Annotated in this window: 16 protein-coding genes; 2 read left to right on the top strand and 14 right to left on the bottom strand. The window is 61.8% G+C overall.

Annotated elements, in window-relative coordinates:
* Positions 1–111: 111 nt before the first annotated feature.
* From ACHZCU_RS05635 to ffh, 13 genes are all read right to left on the bottom strand, one after another.
* Positions 112–4476 carry a peptidoglycan-binding protein gene (locus tag ACHZCU_RS05635; RefSeq protein ID WP_319518001.1) on the bottom strand — a complete coding sequence of 1455 codons (4365 nt, stop codon included), beginning with the start codon at positions 4474–4476 and terminating at the stop codon, positions 112–114.
* Positions 4477–4731: 255 nt separating this feature from the next.
* Positions 4732–5472, bottom strand: coding sequence for a DUF1223 domain-containing protein (locus ACHZCU_RS05630; RefSeq protein ID WP_394706099.1), 741 nt, complete (start codon positions 5470–5472; stop codon positions 4732–4734).
* 185 nt (positions 5473–5657) lie between these two features.
* A complete protein-coding gene (locus ACHZCU_RS05625) occupies positions 5658–6737 on the bottom strand; it encodes a Gfo/Idh/MocA family oxidoreductase (RefSeq protein ID WP_319518000.1) in 1080 nt (359 codons plus the stop codon).
* Between the two features lie 114 nt (positions 6738–6851).
* Positions 6852–8261, bottom strand: coding sequence for a 3-isopropylmalate dehydratase large subunit (leuC, locus tag ACHZCU_RS05620; protein ID WP_319517999.1), 1410 nt, complete (start codon positions 8259–8261; stop codon positions 6852–6854).
* A gap of 254 nt (positions 8262–8515) precedes the next feature.
* A complete protein-coding gene (locus tag ACHZCU_RS05615) occupies positions 8516–8737 on the bottom strand; it encodes a hypothetical protein (protein WP_319517998.1) in 222 nt (73 codons plus the stop codon).
* Positions 8738–8912: 175 nt separating this feature from the next.
* Entirely contained in the window at positions 8913–9374 is a 462-nt protein-coding gene (gene rplS / locus ACHZCU_RS05610) for a 50S ribosomal protein L19 (RefSeq protein WP_319517997.1), read from the bottom strand.
* Positions 9375–9545: 171 nt separating this feature from the next.
* Positions 9546–10106 carry a GNAT family protein gene (locus ACHZCU_RS05605; RefSeq protein WP_319517996.1) on the bottom strand — a complete coding sequence of 187 codons (561 nt, stop codon included), beginning with the start codon at positions 10104–10106 and terminating at the stop codon, positions 9546–9548.
* Entirely contained in the window at positions 10099–10797 is a 699-nt protein-coding gene (gene trmD, locus ACHZCU_RS05600; protein WP_319517995.1) for a tRNA (guanosine(37)-N1)-methyltransferase TrmD, read from the bottom strand. Before trmD ends, ACHZCU_RS05605 begins: the two co-directional genes overlap by 8 nt.
* Before the next feature lie 5 nt (positions 10798–10802).
* Positions 10803–11342, bottom strand: coding sequence for a ribosome maturation factor RimM (gene rimM / locus ACHZCU_RS05595; protein ID WP_319517994.1), 540 nt, complete (start codon positions 11340–11342; stop codon positions 10803–10805).
* 19 nt (positions 11343–11361) lie between these two features.
* Positions 11362–11943: an NYN domain-containing protein gene (locus ACHZCU_RS05590; protein WP_319517993.1), complete on the bottom strand. Its 582-nt coding sequence runs from the start codon at positions 11941–11943 to the stop codon at positions 11362–11364.
* Positions 11944–12091: 148 nt separating this feature from the next.
* Entirely contained in the window at positions 12092–12475 is a 384-nt protein-coding gene (gene rpsP / locus ACHZCU_RS05585; RefSeq protein ID WP_106308540.1) for a 30S ribosomal protein S16, read from the bottom strand.
* 123 nt (positions 12476–12598) lie between these two features.
* On the bottom strand, positions 12599–12910 hold the full coding sequence (locus tag ACHZCU_RS05580) for a chorismate mutase (protein WP_106308537.1): 312 nt from the start codon (positions 12908–12910) through the stop codon (positions 12599–12601).
* On the bottom strand, positions 12907–14451 hold the full coding sequence (gene ffh / locus ACHZCU_RS05575) for a signal recognition particle protein (protein WP_106308534.1): 1545 nt from the start codon (positions 14449–14451) through the stop codon (positions 12907–12909). Before ffh ends, ACHZCU_RS05580 begins: the two co-directional genes overlap by 4 nt.
* Positions 14452–14797: 346 nt before the next feature.
* Here ffh and ACHZCU_RS05570 point away from each other — a divergent pair, with 346 nt between their 5' ends.
* Positions 14798–15820, top strand: a complete 1023-nt coding sequence (locus ACHZCU_RS05570; RefSeq protein WP_319517992.1) for an MBL fold metallo-hydrolase — start codon at positions 14798–14800, stop codon at positions 15818–15820.
* 18 nt (positions 15821–15838) lie between these two features.
* Here the strand turns inward: ACHZCU_RS05570 and ACHZCU_RS05565 are convergent, their stop codons facing one another.
* Positions 15839–16738: a DMT family transporter gene (locus ACHZCU_RS05565; protein ID WP_106308527.1), complete on the bottom strand. Its 900-nt coding sequence runs from the start codon at positions 16736–16738 to the stop codon at positions 15839–15841.
* Positions 16739–17124: 386 nt separating this feature from the next.
* Between ACHZCU_RS05565 and dapF the strand changes: the two genes are divergently transcribed.
* Positions 17125–18000, top strand: coding sequence for a diaminopimelate epimerase (gene dapF, locus ACHZCU_RS05560; protein ID WP_319517991.1), 876 nt, complete (start codon positions 17125–17127; stop codon positions 17998–18000).
* The last annotated feature ends 37 nt before the right edge of the window (positions 18001–18037 follow it).

Raw genomic sequence — 18037 nt, 5'->3', positions numbered from 1 at the left:
CAATAGCGGCATGGCCGGACGGGTTGCGTCCAGCCTGTTGAAAATGCTTTTTCTTTCTGCGGCCTACCGTCGCAACTGTCAATTCAAACGACCGTAAACCACCAATTCTTCTCAGGCGCTGTTGCTGCTCAGCAATGTCTCGACAAGCGCAGGCGTGATCGCGCCGTCGGCTTTCAGGCCATTCTTGCTCTGGAACGCCTTGATCGCGGCATCGGTTCTGGCGCCGAGAAGCCCGTCTTCGGGGCCGGCGTCATAGCCGCGCTCATTCAGGATCGACTGGATGTCGCGGATGATCGCCTGCTTGTCCGGCGCGCTTGCGGCGGCCTCCTGCGGCAGCCATTCGGCCGGCGGCACCACCTGGTTGGCGGCCGGCAGCGGCGTTTCGGCTTCCCAGTCAGCGGCAAGCTTGCGTCCGCGGTCGAGATCAGCCTTGGAAAGCGCCTCGGTCACCTCGTCACGCCGGTTTGCAGCTTCGGGATCACCGTTGCGTGCAGCAATCGCGAACCATTTATACGACTGTGCGAGGTCGGCATCCACGCCGGCGCCGCGCGCATGCATGATGGCAAGGTTGAACTGGCTGTCGGCAACGCCGTGATCGGCTGCCGCACGGAACCACTTTGCCGCTTCGGCAAAATCGGGCGTGCCGCCGTCGGCGCCATTGGCCAGCATTACTGCAAGATTGTGCATGGCGCTGACATTGCCGGCCCTTGCAGCCTTGCGATAAAGCGTGATCGCCTCTGCTGCGTCACGATCGACGCCGACGCCCTTTTCGTAAAGGCTGCCGAGCTGGAAAGCGGCAGGAGCGGAGCCGCGTTCGGCCGCGGCGTCAAACCAGATGGCCGCTTCGGCGGGGTCGCGCTTGAGACCGAGACCGTCCTGGTAACGCATGCCGATTTCGTAAAGCGCATCCGGATTGCCGTTTCGGGCCGCATCGGCAAGCGCTGCGGGTTTGATCGTCGCGGGGACGTCGATGTCGAGAGGGGCGGGGTCTTTCGGGCGCTGCGCGGCAAGGGCGTCGCGCGCCTGGCTGGCTTCCGGCTGCGATCCGGAATTCAGCCTGGCCAGCGGTGCTTTCGCGCCGGCTGCTTTGTCATTGCCGGAGGCGGCCTTGGGTGATGCGGAGGCCTGTCGTGTCGGCGACGGTTCCGCCAGCATGTCGAGCACATCCTTTGTGGTCACGGATGCGGTTTCTTCCGAAATTTCCGGCGGGCGCGTTGCAGGGGGCGGTTCCGGGGCGGCAACCGGCGTCTGGGCCGGTGCGGGCGCGCTGGCCCGTGCTGGCGTTGCCGGTGCATCCGGTTTGATGCTGCCGGTGACAAGGCTGTTGTCGGTGTCGAACATCTGGAATGCGCGGACAGCGGGCGCTGCAGCAATTTCCCGGGCTTCTGCGGCGAAATTGGTTTTGACGGCAGCCCGGTCAGGCGAGCGCAGCGAAGGCGCTGCGGCGACATTCTGTTTGGCTGTGCTGCCCGATATGGCTTGCTGCGGCGGGGTTGCCGGGGCAGGGGCACGCAGCGACGGCGGGGCCTTGTCGAAGGCCTTGGTGGCCTGAAGTATGGCCTCGCGGTCCTTTCCCGTATCGGAGAGGAACGGATAGGCGATGATCGCCAGCAGGATCGCGCCGGCAGCGAGGTAGACAGGCCGGCGGGAAAAACCGTCCCGAGCCTGTTTTGCGCTGTCCTCATCCTTTTCAGACGGTTTTGCGGGCGAAACGGACGGGGTCATGTCCTCGGCATTTTCAAGCGCGGAACGGGCCGCACGCCGGGCAGCGGCGATCAGGTCGCCCTGCGGGCCGCCGGCGGCAAAGCGCTGGTTGCGCATGCCGGCGGGTTGGCCGGGTTCGCGCTTCTTGTATTCGGTCTTGGCAACAGGCCGGTCGTGCACGGGCAAAACAGGCGTGTTTTGCTTTGGCGCCTGTCCGGCGCGCACACGCGAGAGAATGTCCATGACATCGTCGCTTGCGTCATCGGCCTGCGTGTCGACGGAAGACGCTGCGGAAGGCTGTGGGGCTGCAGCGGGAAACTGCATCTCGAAACGCGGCGGTTCCTGCCGCTCGGCCTCGGTTTCGGCCGCCTTGCTGGCCTCAGCCGTAGCTGCCGAGGGCGCGGGAGCGACGAAAGGGCCGGTCTCCGCGCGCCTCCCTTCGGTCTCTGTGGCGGTTTCGCCGTCTTCGGCATTCAGGGTGTCGAGCCTGTCGGAGATGGTTTTCAGGGTATCGTGCAGACCGGCTGTGCCATCACTATCGCGCCCTGCCTGCTGAAGGTTCTTAAGGTCGGCGGCGAGTGCCTTGAGGACGGCGATATGCTCGTCGGTTTCGCCCTTGCGGCGTTCCTCGAAATTCTTCAGCGCTTCCTCGGCGGCGTGCTGCGCGGCCTCGATGAGGTAATCGTCATTGCTGGCCGTCAGGTTCTCGATACGCGCGCCGATGCGCTCTTCAAGCTCGGCGAAAGGCTGCTTTGGATCCGGCCGGCCGACCAGCGTCGTCAGTTCGGCGATCTGCCGTTCCAGCTTCTGCAGCGCCGGGGCGCTCATGTCGCGCCGGCTTTCCTCGAACCGGTCGGCAAGCGCGGTCAACTGGGCGCTGATCCGCTCATCCGATCCGTTTTGCGCGAGATCGGCAATCCGGCGCGCCAGCCGCTCCTCGGTGCCGGCAAGGTCGAGCGCTTCGATGCGTGCGGCAAGGCGTTTTTCGAATGCTTCGGGATCGATGGCATTGGTGTTGTCGCGCACGGTAGGCGCCGGCATGGCGGCGATCTGCGCGGAAAGCCTGCGCTCCGCACCGGCCATGTCGATGCGCGAAACCGTGTCGTTGATTTTCGATACGGCCGCTTCAAGGGCTTCAGGCCGGAGGCCCGGCTTCTGGTTTTCGATCAGGCCGGAAAGCCGTTTGAGCTCTTCGCGCACGGCAGTGCGGCTGTCATCATCGGCCGTGCTAAGGTCCAGTGCATCCAGTCTGGCGGTAATCCGGCGCTCGCTGCCCTGAAGGTCGATCCCGCCGATGGTCTGGTTGATGCGCCTGACTGCGTCTTCGAGCGCGCGTGGGTCCAGGCTATGACCGTTTCTTTCGACAAGAGCCGAAAGCCTGTCGAACTGCTGCTGCAGGTCGCGCCGGTCCTGTTCGCTGAAACCGCTGGCCGCAGCATTGTCGATTTTGTCGGCGATCCTGCGTTCCGCCCCGGCCATGTCGATGCGCGAAACCGTGTCGCTGATTTTCGATACGGCCGCGTCCAGAGCTTCAGGCCGGAGGCCCGGCTTCTGGTTTTCGATCAGGCCGGAAAGCCGTTTGAGTTCGTCGCGCACGGCGTCGCGGCTGTCATCATCGGCCGTGCTGAGGTCCAGTGCATCCAGTCTGGCGGCAATCCGGCGTTCGCTGCCCTGAAGGTCGATCCGGCCGATTTTGTCGGAGAGCTCGGAAACGGCCTGACCGAGCGTTCTCCTGTCGATGCCGGGCGTGATGTTTTCAACGGCGGCTGTCAGCTTGTCGAGCCGTGCTTCAAGCCTGAGATGTCCGTCGTCGGCACTGTGTTCCTTGAGGCGGCTGGCCATGTCCTCGAGGCTTTCCAGCAGTGTCGTCTGCTTGGTGCCCTGATCGCGCATCTGCCAGTCGATCGCCGCAACCGCGCTGGCGAGTTCGGCAAACCGGTTTTCCAGCCGCTCTACTGTCGGGTCGTGTTGAACTTCGCCCTGTCGGCGGCCGATCAGCTCGATATTGCGGTCGATGTCTTCGATCCGACGCTCGATGGCGCTCATCTGCCCGTCAAGCTTGCGGCCGGAAGCGGGGATCCGGGTGCACAGAACCTCCATCGCCCGGGCCAGTGCCGTGAGACGGTTTTCAATGTCGTTCAGACTGGTATCCGTCTGGCTGCGATCGAGACGCTGCCTGATGTCGTCAAGACCATAGGCAAGCGCCGACAGATCGCCGTCCAGCCTGGCCGGATCGAAAGGGGCCAGATGATGTTCGAGCGTGTCGAAACGGGTCTCGAGGCGGGCCATGCTGTCAGAACTCGCAAGACCGCGTATCAAGGTCTGAAGGTGTTCGAACTCCGCCATCAGCGGATCATCGGTACTGGCGGCCGCGTTGCTCAAAAGCCAGTCGACGCCTTCGGAAATTCTCAAGAGTTCGCTGCGGGTCTGTTCGTCGCTCGCCAGCGTGTCGGTCTGCCGGTCGAGATGGGAGAGCATGTCATAAAGGCCCGCCAGTTCATCACGCAGGCTGTCGGTGAAATCCTCGCGCACGGCGGCCCTGAGGTCCTTGAGCGTCGAACTGATCTCGCGCAGTTCGGCATTCGTGCGCACAAGGTCCGGATTGGTGGAAGGGCGTTCACGGCTGGGGCGCTCGCGGGGCGGCTGCGAAGGGGCAGGCCGGCGGGCGGATGCGCGGTTTGCCATCATGTCGGCAAGGCGGGATTCCAGACCCTCGATGGTCTGGTTGAGCGCGTCCAGGGAAGGTCTTTCTCCCCGTGCGTCCTGTGTCATCCGCGTTTGCGCCATGGTTCGTGCCCGCTCCGGTTCACGGTGCCTGTGGCGTATCAAGCGAAGCTGCCTCCCTCACGCGCGCAGGACCGCATCAACAGTTCTGAACCCCAGCTTTCGCCCAACATGGTAAAGAAGTTGTTAACTCCTGCATGAAACTTCGGACAGGAGAACCGGAAAACCCGCGCTCTTCAGGGATTTTTGTCGTGCAGGAAACGGTTTGAATGCACGCGGTCGCCGCTTTGCGGCGCCGGGCATTCAGGACGGGTGAGCGGTGATCAGGGTTGCGCCGAAGATGGCGCCGGGCTGTCCCTTTTTGCCGGTCGCCTGCAGCAGGATCGCGCAGCCATCGCTTTCACGCGGATCAAGTACGCGCGCCGGCAACGTGATGCGGGCCGGGGCACCATGCCACATGCCGACGGTCTGAACGTCGGTGACGATATTGCGATAGGTGATTGTCCGGCCCTTGTTCTCGCCGTCCTTGATGGCGACCTTGTCCTCATGCTTGAAATAGACAACGAGCACATCGGCCTTGCCGGTGCCCGCGCCGATATCGATCAGCACCTCGTCGCCGTTCATCGTCGTGGAAACGGGGACATTGAGGCCATCGCCATCGGCGGCAAGGGTTTCGAACGTCTGGTTGAGGTCGGCCACGTCGGTGCCGACCATCTGGGCGCGGCCGTTCAGGATCGCCTGTGGCGTGTAGACGCCGCTGCGGCCCATCGCCTCGCCATAGGCATATTGCCGTTCGGTGTTCTGGCGGCTGCTCATCGTGTCGGTCCAGCCGAGATAGTTCCAGTAGTCGACATGGTAGCTGAGAACGACAATGTCACCCTGGTCGGCAATCGCCGCCGCCGCCTTGTCCGCGGGGGGGCAGGAAGAGCAGCCCTGAGAGGTGAAGAGTTCAAGAACGCCGAGCGGATTCCGGATCTCGTCCGCCTGCGCCGTGGACAGGGCAAATGCCGCAAGAAAGGCGGCCGATATGAATGTCTGCTTCAGCACGGCAGCAACTTTCACCAGCTTATAGGGGCTGCGTTGTGTTTTCATCCAACGCCTGAAAAACATGATTGGCAATTTACCCTTTAACGAAATCAACGGGAAGTCACGATGGGGTGAAAAAGAGCCCGTGTCATCACACGAAAATGCGCGGCAATGGTCAACGGCTGAGCGGCAGTCCGCCATCCTCATGCATGCCGGCTCCAGGGTTGTGGTGTAGTGGTCACGGCGGACTGTGCGGCTGCGGCTTCATCCATGATCCGGGCCAGATAGCAATCCTGCGCGGTTTCGGCGAAACTGTAGGAAGAAATGCCGCGTTCCACGAAAACGCGCATGTTTTCAAGGCAGTTCGCAACCGCAATTTCATCATCAAACAGATGCGGTCCCGGGAAAGGATTGCGATAGACCCAGCGACCCGCAGCCACGATCCCGGCGTGATGATAGCCCTCGAAATTGACGAAATGCCCCTTGTCCATGCGCTGAAGCTCAGCCGTCATCGGCGTGCGCTCGTCAATCAGGTAGTCGATGCGTTCCGGTGTGATCTCGCCGCATTCGCCGCGAACCGTCACCCTGGGCGCGCGAATGCGGCTGCGGTGCTGGCCGTTGGCGAAGTCATAGACGCCGACCTTGTCGCCGAAATCGAATGTGGCGATGGTCTGGGCCGCGGCGATCACCTCATAGCGCTCGGGCTGATCGTAGCGCCCCGGCCCCTTGACCACCGGCAGCGTGATGCGGCTGGCGGTGACGGTGGCGTTTTCGAAGCCGATCCCCAGAAGTTTCCGCATCATGCTGATGCTGTGATAGGTCTGCAGGACCGAGACATGGGCATAGCTCGGCGTGCCGATCAGGCCGTCTAGGATCAGGGCCCGCATGGCCGAGAGCACCGGATGCAGGAAATATTGCTCGGCCACCTCGATTTTGGCACCGGCCGTGACCAGCGCGTCCAGTGCGAGCAATTGATCGTGATCGAAGGCTGCCGTTTCGAGGAGAACCGGGACCTGATGCGCGGCAAGTTCGCCAATCCGGTCGACAATATGCTCCGGACGTATGGAGACGACGGCAAATTCGGGTCGGGTGGCGGCAAGCAGGTCATCAATCGAAGCGAAGACCGGCACGCCCCATTCCTGCTCCAGCGCTGTCCGTTCGGCTGCCGGACGGCCGGTGACGATGCCGGTGGCACGAAAATGCGCGGGCAGGGCCTTTGCCACCCTGAGGAAGAATTCAGCCCTCCAGCCGGAACCGATCACTGCAAAAGGTATGGGCGACACGCTGCTTTCCTCCCCGAAATACTGTCTCCGGCATAGACAGTATCCGGTTCGGGTACAAGCCGATATGAAGAAGGCGGCCATTGGCCGCCTTCTTCAACTGCACATAAGAGCAGATTATTTCCAGTTGCGAATATCGACGAACCGGCCTTCGATGGCGGCAGCGGCGGCCATGGCGGGGGAGACCAGATGGGTCCGGCCCTTGTAGCCCTGGCGGCCTTCGAAATTGCGGTTTGAGGTCGAGGCGCAGCGCTCTTCCGGCTTCAGTCGGTCGTCATTCATCGCCAGACACATGGAGCAACCCGGCTCGCGCCATTCGAAACCGGCCTCGATGAAGATCTTGTCGAGGCCCTCGGCTTCCGCCTGTTCCTTCACCAGACCCGAGCCCGGCACGATCATGGCATTGACCCGGTCAGCGACCTTGCGGCCCTTGGCGACGGCTGCGGCTGCCCGCAGATCCTCGATACGACCATTGGTGCATGAACCGATGAAGACGCGGTCGAGTTCGATATCGGTGATCTTCTTTCCCGGTTCGAGACCCATATATTTCAGCGCACGCCATTTGGAGGTGCGCTTGGTCTCATCGGGAATATCATCGGGGTTCGGCACTTCACCGGTCACCGCGATCACGTCTTCCGGCGAAGAACCCCAGGAGACGATCGGCGGCAGGTTGGCGGCATCGAGCGTGACCACACGGTCATATTCCGCGCCCTCGTCCGTCGTCAGCGACTTCCAGTATTCCACCGCCCGGTCCCAGGCCTCGCCCTTCGGCGCGCGCGGGCGCTCCTTGATGTAGGCGAAAGTCTTTTCATCCGGTGCGATCAGGCCGGCGCGGGCGCCGCCTTCGATGGTCATATTGCAGACGGTCATGCGGCCTTCCATGGACAGGTCCCGGATCGCCTCGCCGGCAAATTCGATGACGTGGCCGGTGCCGCCGGCGGTGCCGATTTCGCCGATGATCGCCAGAATGATGTCCTTGGCGGTCACGCCTTCCGGCGCCTTGCCGTCAACGCGCACCAGCATGTTCTTGGCTTTCGACTGGATCAGCGTCTGCGTGGCGAGCACATGCTCGACCTCGGAGGTGCCGATACCATGCGCCAGCGCGCCGAAAGCGCCATGGGTGGAGGTGTGGCTGTCGCCGCAGACGATCGTCATGCCCGGCAGCGTAAAGCCCTGCTCGGGACCGACAATGTGGACGATGCCCTGGCGCTTGTCCTTCTCCGAATAATATTCCACGCCGAAATCGAGTGCATTCTGGGCAAGGGCTGCCACCTGAATGCGGCTTTCCTCGTTCTTGATGCCGTTGACGCGGTCGGGCGTGGTCGGAACGTTGTGGTCGACCACGGCCAGCGTCTTCAGCGGTGCATGCACCGTGCGACCTGCCAGCCTCAGACCTTCGAAGGCCTGCGGGCTGGTAACTTCGTGGACCAGGTGGCGGTCGATGTAGATGAGACAGGTGCCGTCATCCTGGCTGTCCACCAGATGATCGTCCCAGATCTTGTCATAGATTGTGCGAGCCTTGCTCATGATTTCGTAACCCATTTGTCGAGGAACAGGAAAAAGGCGCGGTTGCCCGCAGCCGGCATTGCTTTTTGAAAAGCATCAGCTAAGTCGGGCGTTGAGCGCGCCGGAAATCATCGCAAAGAAGCGGCTCGGCAGGCGCTTTCTGTCCTGCAGCACGAAAGGCCTTAGGGAAACGGCCGCGCTCTTTCTGTCAATGATCCTCATGGGCCGGTCTTTACCAGCTTTCCGGGGTTTCGGCAATCATTTACGAGAATGGTTCAAAACTGGCTTTGCGCCCGGTCCGTATGCGTTCTGAGAAGCATGAAGAACGGGTCGACGCCAGCGCGCTGACTGCCGCTGCTGACGGTGTGGGCGATGACATCATCATCGAGCAGAAGGTGTTCTGCGCCTTTCGCGGTGCCGGCAAGCACAGGTGTGGCAATGGAACCCAGTATCATCGGGTTTCCGGCGCCAGCCACAATGGCGCGGGTTGCATCCATTTTCGCTCCGTGTGACCGCAACCGGCCGAAATGGCGATTGCGGTTCTGCAATTCATGGGAGCATTGAGATAGGAATCGATTCCGGCTTTTTCTTGTTCGCGGCCGCCTTGGAGGCGGCAAAACGCAAAGAAGCCGCCCGGAGGCGGCTTCTCGAAACAGAATAAAGCGAAAAAGCTTATTCGCTCTTGGCTGCTGCGGCAGCTTCCTTCTCGGCCTTGGCAGCGGCGCGGGCTGCTGCGGCCTTTTCGCGGGCTTCGTCGTTCAGACGGCGTGCGCGAACGGAGGTGTCCTCGGCGATACGCGCGGACTTGCCGCGGCGGTCACGCAGGTAGTAGAGCTTCGCGCGGCGAACCTTACCGCGGCGGATCACTTCAACGCCTTCGACCTGGGGCGAATAAATCGGGAATACACGCTCCACGCCTTCACCGTAGGAGATCTTGCGAACGGTGAAGTTTTCGTGGATACCGCCGCCGGAGCGGGCAATGCAGACGCCTTCGAAGGCCTGCACACGGGTGCGGGTGCCTTCCGTCACGCGGACGTTGACCCGGACGGTGTCGCCGGCTTCAAACGGGGGGAGTTCGCGCTGACCCGCAATGCGCGCGGTCTCTTCAGCTTCGAGCTGCTCGATGATGTTCATCGGTCTAACCTCTTGATATCTTGCTTTAACGGCCAGAGCGCCCGACAGTCATCCTTTGGACAAAGCCTCCAGATTCGCCTTCATTCCAAGGCAGGAGCGTTACGCGGTTCTTCATTTGGGCAACCGGAAACACCGGTCAGGGCGGGCCTATAGACGTTTTTTTGGCCTTTGTCACCCCTTATTGCGGGGTTTTACGGCCGCAAACGCATCGGATTGCGCCCATTCGGTCCGCAACAGCCCCATCATCACGGTGTCCCAGCGCTCATTGTCAAAGCGCGCCGAGGAACGGCGTATGCCTTCCTTTGTGAAGCCAAAGGCGAGATAGGCCCGGATTGCCGCGGCGTTGTTGTCGTAGACATTGAGTTCGACCCGCATGATGCCGGGCTCCCTGAAGGCTTCCTCCACCAGAAGGGCAAGCAGCGGCCGGGACAAGCCCTTGCCCCGGAATTCAGGGGCAATGGCGATGCGGCAGAGCCTGGCGACGCCGTTCAGCCGGTCGAAGACGATCTGGCCATGGCCTGCGACGGTGTCGCCGTTTCTGGCTGTAAAGCACACAAGCGCAGGCTTTGAGCCCAGCATGTCGGCAGACCCTTCGCAAAGCTGTTCGTAGCTGAAGGGAAAGGCAAGCTGCGTGCCGCCCCAAAGCGCGGTCGTCCTGGCATCGTCAAACCAGCGCGACACAATGTCGAAATGCTCCGCTGCAAACGGTTCGAGCTGCAATGTCTCACTCATCGTCGCTCTCCTTGCCTGCGACAAGCTCGGGCCGGCGTGCGGCCGTCAGTCGAAGTGCCTGTTCGTGACGCCATTTGTCGATGACCGCATGATTGCCGGAGGTCAGTACGTCGGGGATCGTTTCCCCTTCCCATTCGGCGGGACGGGTATAATGCGGATGTTCCAGAAGCCCGTTTTCGAAGCTTTCATGGGTGCCGGAAAGCGCATTGCCCATCACGCCCGGCAGAACCCGGATGACCGCATCGAGCAGCACCAGCGCGGCAGGCTCGCCGCCGGAGAGGATATAATCGCCGATGGAAACTTCTTCGAGGTCGCGACGGTCGATCACGCGTTGGTCGACACCCTCGAAACGGCCGCAGACGACCACGGCGCCCGGGCCTTCGGCCAGTTCGCGCACGCGCGCCTGAGTTAGCGGTTTTCCCCGCGGGCTCATCAACAGGCGCGGCCGGTCGTCGCCGGCGCTGACGGCATCGATGGCACGGCCCAGAATATCGGCGCGCAGAACCATGCCCGCGCCACCACCGGCCGGGGTGTCATCAACGCTGCGGTGCCGGTCCTCGGCAAAATCACGAATGTTGACGGCATCCAGCGACCATTGCCCGCGTTCGGCCGCCCGGCCGGCAAGCGACGTACCAAGATGGCCGGGAAACATCTCCGGATAAAGAGTGAGGACGGTCGCCTTGAAGGACATCGCGGTTACCGGCCGTCGGGATCGGGAAAGTCCGGGGCGTCATCATCGCCGTCATCGATCAGACCGGCAGCCACCGGATCGATCAGTACCCGGCGGTCAGTGAAATCGATCTCCAGCACGGCGCTTTCGTTGAAGGGGATCAGCACCGGGCGGCGGCCCGGACCTTTCAGCTCGAGCAGGTCGCCGGCGCCGAAATCGAAGATCGCGCTGATGGCGCCGTAGCTGTTGCCTGCGTCGTCGAAAACATCGAGGCCCTCGAGATCGGCGTAGAAATACTCATCATCATCAAGCTCATCATCGGGCAGATTGTCCCGCTCGATGTAGAGATTGAGGCCGCGCAGCGCTTCTGCCGCGGTGCGGTCGTTCACCCCGCGAAAGCGGATGACGATCATGTTGTTCTTGCCGGGCCGGGTTTCGAGAATCTCGAACACACGCCCGTCCTCGGCATGCAGATTGCCGTAATCGCCGACCGTCAGCGGGTTTGTGGTAAAGCAGCGCACGCGCACATCGCCGCGCAGGCCCTGCGCCGCGCCAATGGTTGCCATCAATACCGGATCTTTGAGTTTATTGGGGCCAGCCGACATGTCGCCTAATATCCGAGTGCCATAGAAGCTCGGGCGCAAGTTTGTGATTGTCGAATTCCACAAGCACGACCTGCAAACCTGCGATCCGGGCCAGTTTCATCGCAGGTATACAGTCAGTGTCGCCAGATACAAGGATAATTCTTTCAACGCTTCGCTCATAAGCAAAATTGGCCATGTCCAGACCGATGCGCATATCAACGCCTTTTTGCTCGAAATCGGGTTTGAAATCGTCATCCGACAGTGCAGTATCGCCGATGGGAACGCGCCGCGGTTTGAACCCACGAAATTTGAGTTCGCCCTTTCGCACGGCGAACAGATCCTTCCGAGCCAGTTCCTTCAACCATGAATCCGAGCCGTCAAAGATGATTTCGTCACCGGAAATCGGCTTTCTCGCCTTTCCGTTGTAAGGTGCGCAATCATAGTAAAGCGCACGCAGAAGCGTCTCACCTTCGCCGACACAAATATGAGCGATTTTCTCAATGAAGTCCGGTATATATCGGTGACCTGCAATCCGGGAAACAACCCGCAGATGGCCACCGTCTATCAACACCGCAACCTTCATGCTCTCCTCCCCCTGGAATGCATAAAGCCTCCGCACCGGAATGCGGAGGCTGCATAAAAGCCCGCCTACGGGCGTAGCGGATATGGTTCAAATATAGGCCGTAGCCCGGAAAGGGTCAAGCAAACCGATTCGAACCAATCGCAGGGCCTTATTCCGAAGCTTCGGCAGCGGCTTCTGCGGCAGCGGCTGCTGCTTCTTCAGCCTTCTGCTTCTTTTCGGCAACGCGCTCTTCGGCCTTCTTGCCGGGCTTGGCCTTGTTCGGGTTGTTGCGGGCCTTGCGCTCGGCAATGCCGGCTTCGGCGAGGAAGCGCAGAACACGGTCGGTCGGCTGGGCGCCGGTGCCGAGCCAGTACTTCACGCGCTCTTCGTCGAACACGACGCGCTCTTCCGAATCCTTCGGCAGCATCGGGTTCCAGTGGCCGAGCTTCTCGATGAAGCGGCCGTCACGCGGGGAGCGCTCGTCGGCAGCGACGATGTGGTAGTAGGGGCGCTTCTTGGAACCGCCACGGGCGAGACGAATCTTGATTGCCATTCTGTTTTCTCCTTAAAGGCATTTCTTTGGGCCAAAACCCATTCGTTTCCTTGACCCTGTCTTCTGCGATCAGCGCAAGCCGACACTGGAATGACAGGGCATTTTCGATGGCCGATAACCGGCCTATTTCTCTGCACCACCGTGTTCGGCGGCGATCTGCTCATGATGCCGGATGACTTCCTTGATGATGAAGTTCAGGAAAGTCTCGGCAAAATCGGGGTCGAGATCGGCGTTTTTCGCCAATGTCCTCAACCGCGAAATCTGCTGTTCCTCACGCGCCGGATCGGCCGGCGGAAGGTCGTGTTTGGCCTTCAGGTGCCCGACTGCCTTGGTGCAGCGGAACCGTTCGGCGAGAATATGCACCAGTGCGGCATCGAGGTTGTCGATCGACTGGCGATACTGGGCAAGCTGCTCTTTGATTTCGGCGTCCGTCACTTCTTCTTCCCCTTGCCAAAGCCGCCGCCCAGACCGGGAAGCTTCGGGCCGCCGAGGCCGGGAAGTCCGCCAGGCGGCATGCCGCCCGGACCGCCGAGACCGCCGGCCTGCTTCTGCAATTCGGCCAGCTGGTTGGCGTCGAGCTTGGAAAGGTCGGGCATGCCGCCGCCCATTCCACCCATGCCGCCCGGCATGCCGCCGCCGCCCATCATGTTCATCATCTGCTTCATCTTGCCTTTGCCCTTGCCGCCCATGGCTTTCATCATGTCGGACATCTGGCGATGCATCTTCAGAAGCTTGTTGATATCGGCGGCAGACGTACCGGAACCTGCGGCAATGCGCTTCTTGCGCGAATTCTTCAGAACGTCGGGATGGGCGCGCTCATATTTGGTCATCGAGGAGATGATGGCGAGCTGACGGTTGAAGACGCTGTCGTCCATGCCGGCGGCAGCCATCTTGTCCTTCATGCCGCCCATGCCCGGCATCAGGCCCATAATGCCGCCCATGCCGCCCATGTTCTGCATCTGCTTCAATTGTTCGGCCATGTCGTTGAGGTCGAACTTGCCCTTGGCCATCTTCTGGGCCATGGCCTGGGCTTTTTCGGCGTCGATGGTCTCGGCGGCCTTTTCCACCAGCGAGACGATATCGCCCATGCCGAGGATACGGTCGGCGATGCGCTTGGGATGGAATTCCTCCAGCGCATCCATCTTTTCGCCGGTACCGATCAGCTTGATCGGCTTGCCGGTGACCGCGCGCATGGAAAGGGCAGCACCGCCGCGCCCGTCACCGTCCATACGGGTCAGAACCAGGCCGGTAATGCCGACGCGCTGGTCGAAGTTGCGGGCGAGATTGACGGCATCCTGACCGGTAAGTGAGTCGGCCACCAGCAGGATTTCATGCGGATTGGCCTGCTTGCGGATGTCCGACATCTCGACCATCAGCGGCTCGTCGATATGGGTACGGCCGGCGGTATCGAGAATGACGACGTCATGGCCGCCGAGCTTGGCCGCCTGTACGGCGCGCTTGGCAATGGCGACCGGGTCCTGGCCCTTGATCACCGGCAGCGTATCAACCGAGGTCTGCTCGCCAATCTGCTTCAGCTGCTCCTGGGCGGCCGGACGACGGGTGTCGAGCGAGGCCATCAGCACTTTTCTGCGGTCGCGATTGGTCATCCGCGCCGCGATCTTGCCGGTGGTGGTGGTCTTGCCGGAACCCTGCAGGCCGACCATCATGATGACGACCGGTGCTGGCGCGTTGAGATCGAGCGTGACGCCCTCGGAGCCGAGCATCTCGACCAGTTCGTCATGGACGATCTTGACGACCATCTGGCCGGGCTTGATCGACTTCAGCACTTCCGCGCCGACGGCCTTTTCCCGCACGCGGGCGGTAAAGTCGCGCACCACCTCCAGCGCGACGTCGGCTTCCAGAAGCGCCCGGCGCACTTCGCGCAGCGCAGCCGTCACGTCGGCTTCCGAAAGCGAGCCGCGGCCGGTCAGTCCCTTGAGGACGGAACCAAGGCGGTCCTGGAGGTTTTCAAACATAGCCCAATCCCTTTTCGTTTCGCACACGTCGAAACGTTGGCACCTCTGCCGGCAAATGCAAGACGCAAAGCAAAATTCCATCCGAGGGCGCATCGCGCTGTCGGATGTTGACCTCCGGGCTCTCTTTATACCTTTTCGGGCCCCGGTCGGTGGCTGAACGTCTTCACTGTCAGCAGATTTGTCGGCGATAAACCCCAAGATTGCGGCAAAGTCAAGCCATGGCAGGCGCTTTTGCGCATTTCGGGCCGTGGAACTTTTTCGCCGCTACCGCATATATATCCCCGTAGGCCGGTTGCGACAATCAGTGATGGCCAATAACTCCCGGATCAACCGAAAGGACCCTTTCATGATCCCCACGCGCATGCGGCTGCACAAGAAGAACCGCTATTATGCGGGTCCGGAAAGCGACCATTTCGACGGCACATTGTTCTTCAATCCCGATGGCATGAACCCGCCGGGCCTTGCGGAAGTCGCCAAATGGCAATTCGCGCACAAGCGCACGCCCTGGCCCAAACGGGTGGAATGCCGCTTTGCGCCGCACAAGCCGGACGCGCTTGTCGAGGGCAATGACATGCGGGTGACGATGATCGGCCATGCCAGCCTGCTGATCCAGGTTGCCGGCGTCAATATTCTGACCGATCCGGTGTTTTCCGAACGTGTGAGCCCGTTCAATTCGCTGGGCCCGAAACGGGTCTGCCCGCCCGGTGTTGCCTTTGAGGACCTGCCGAAGATCGATGTGGTGCTGGTCACCCATAACCACTACGACCATCTGAGCCAGACCTGCCTGAAGCGGTTGCAGGCCGAACATGCGCCCCGGATCGTCACCCCGCTCGGCAATGACACGGTGATCCACCGGAAAGTGCCGGATGCCATGATAACCGTGCTCGACTGGGGCCATCAGGCGCAACTGCCCGGCGGCGTGCGGGTTTTTGCGGAGCCCTGCCACCACTGGTCGGCGCGCGGGGTGATGGACCGGCGCATGGCGTTGTGGGCCGCCTTCGTGCTCGAAACCCCGGCCGGGCGAATCTATCACATCGGCGATACCGGTTTTCACGAAGGCCGGAACTACCGTGCCGCCGCGGAAAAATATGGCAGCTTCCGCCTCGCCAACCTGCCGATCGGCGCCTATGAGCCGCGTTTCTTCATGAAAAACGAGCATCAGGACCCGGTCGAAGCGGTGAAGGGGTTTGAGCTTTGCAATGCGGCCTATGCCGCCGGCCACCATTTCGGCACCTTCCAACTGACCGATGAGGGGCGGGACGATCCGGTGAAGCTCCTCAAGGCGGCGCTTGCCGATGCCGGCATTGACGAAGAGCGCTTTCGCCCGCTTGAACCGGGCGAAGCTTTCGACGTGCCGGAAACCGGCTGAGGGGCGCTGTGGTCAGCTCTATCTTCCGGCCAGGGCTGCCTCGGTCGAAGACGCCCCCTGGCGCTGTTTCAGCACATGTTCGCGCCAGATGGTGAACACCCCCGCGCCGACGACGATCAGCGCGCCGACGACCATATGCACGGTCAGCTGCTCCTTGAACAGCAGCACGCCGAAAAGCGAGCCGTAGACAAGCTGCAGATAGGTGATGGTCTGCACGGTGACGGCTTCCGTGACGGCAAGGGCGCGAATCAGCAGGTAGTGTCCGGAGATGCCGGTGGCGCAAAGCGCGATCAGCCAGCCCCAGTCTGCCAGCGGCACATCTTCCCAGAAGAACGGGCCGATAAGGCTGGTCAGCACCATGCCGACGACGCCGGTGTAAAACAGGCTGACTTCGGGTGAATCGTAACGTCCGGCAAGCCGGGTGAAGAGCGAATAGAGCGCGAATGTGAAGCAGCAGCCGACCGGCACCAGCGTCACCAGCGTAAATTCCTCGCCGAAAGGATCGATGACGATCAGCACGCCGCACAGGCCGATGACGATGGCGACCCAGCGACGCCATCCAACGCGTTCGCCGAGAAGCGGCACCGACAATAGCGCCACCACCAGCGGGGCCGACATGAAGATCGCCTGGCTCTGGGCAAGGCCGACAAGGGCAAAGGAGATGATCGAAATCAGGATCTGCGCCACCAGCAGGAAGGAGCGCCAGATCTGCAAGGTGGGATGCTCGGTCGCCACCGCCTTGCGAAAGCCGCCGGGCATTCTTGCCGCCAGAAGGATCACGAACACGCCGAAGGCCCAGTAACGCACCATTGCAATGAAAAGCGGAGAGTATAACGGGCCGAGATGGCGGGTGATCGCATCCTGAATGGCGAAGATCGAGATCGCGCCGAAGGCGAGAACAACACCGGACGCCTTCATGCCGTCGCTCCGTTGCACGACAGGCAAGGAGCGGAAAGGGCGGCGCGCCGGCAAACCGGCAATTCGGTCACCTGCGCAGCAAAAAGAGGAACTAACATCGTTTCAGAACTTTCGAGAAGGTACGGTCCGGTCAGAGGCGGCCGGGCCATTACGGGCAGCAGACTGTTTCAGGAACGCACAGGCGGCCGAAACGTTCACTGCCGGCAGACAGGATTATCCCGACATTACACACGATCAGCACCGACGCAAAGGTCGCGTAGGGCCGGAGGCGTTCCGTTCTCGCTTTTCGGCGTCATTTTTCGCTATCGTTCCGGCCGGCACTGGTGACGCCGCATGGTTTTGCCCATATAAGGCCGCTTGAAGGACTGGTGATGGAGCCTTGTGGCATGGCGGACAGTGACAGCATGGTGCGCATGGAGCGCATGAACGGACTTGGCAACAAGATCCTCGTCATCGATATGCGCGGGCGCGCCGGCAAGGTGACCCCGCAAGCCGCGATCCGCCTTGACGCCCATCCCGACACCGAATTCGACCAGATCATGGCGCTTTACGATCCCCGCGATGATGCGCCGGACGGCTGGATCGATATTCTCAATTCCGACGGCTCGATGGCGCAGGCCTGCGGCAATGGCACGCGTTGCGTGGTCGATTATCTGTCGCGCGAAACCGACAAGCGCCACTTTTCCTTCCGCACCATTGCCGGCGCGCTGTTCGCCGAGCGGTTGTCGGATACGCTGATCTCCGTCGATATGGGCGCGCCGATCTTCGAATGGGAGAAGATCCCGCTTTCAGGCACCGCCGCCGATACCACTCACATTGCCCTGCCGGAGCCGCATGAGGCCGACCCGGCGCTGCAGCGGTTTTCGGCCGCCTCCATGGGCAATCCGCATGCCGTCTTCTTCGTGCCGCGCGATGTCGACAGCTACGATATTCTCGCCTTCGGTCCGCGTTACGAGCGCCACCCGCTGTTTCCCGAACGCGCCAATATTTCGCTTGCCCAGGTCACATCGCCGTCCTCGCTGTCGCTGAAGACCTTCGAGCGCGGCGCCGGGCTGACGCTTGCCTGCGGTTCGGCTGCCTGCGCCGCCGCCGTCTCTGCCGCCCGTACCGGCCGCACCGGCCGCAAGGTCACCGTCTACCTGCCCGCAGGCGCGCTGGAGATCGACTGGCGCGAGGACGATGACCACGTGATCATGACCGGGCCGGCGGAACATGAATGGTCCGGCCGGGTTGATCCGGTGACGGGGGAATGGGAACGATGAAATCCGGCCGCGGAAAAGCGTCTTGCGCGGCACTTTC

The organism is uncultured Martelella sp. (genome assembly GCF_963677965.2).
Classification (GTDB): Bacteria; Pseudomonadota; Alphaproteobacteria; order Rhizobiales; family Rhizobiaceae; genus Martelella; species Martelella mangrovi.
This window is presented reverse-complemented; position numbering and strand designations above follow the sequence as displayed.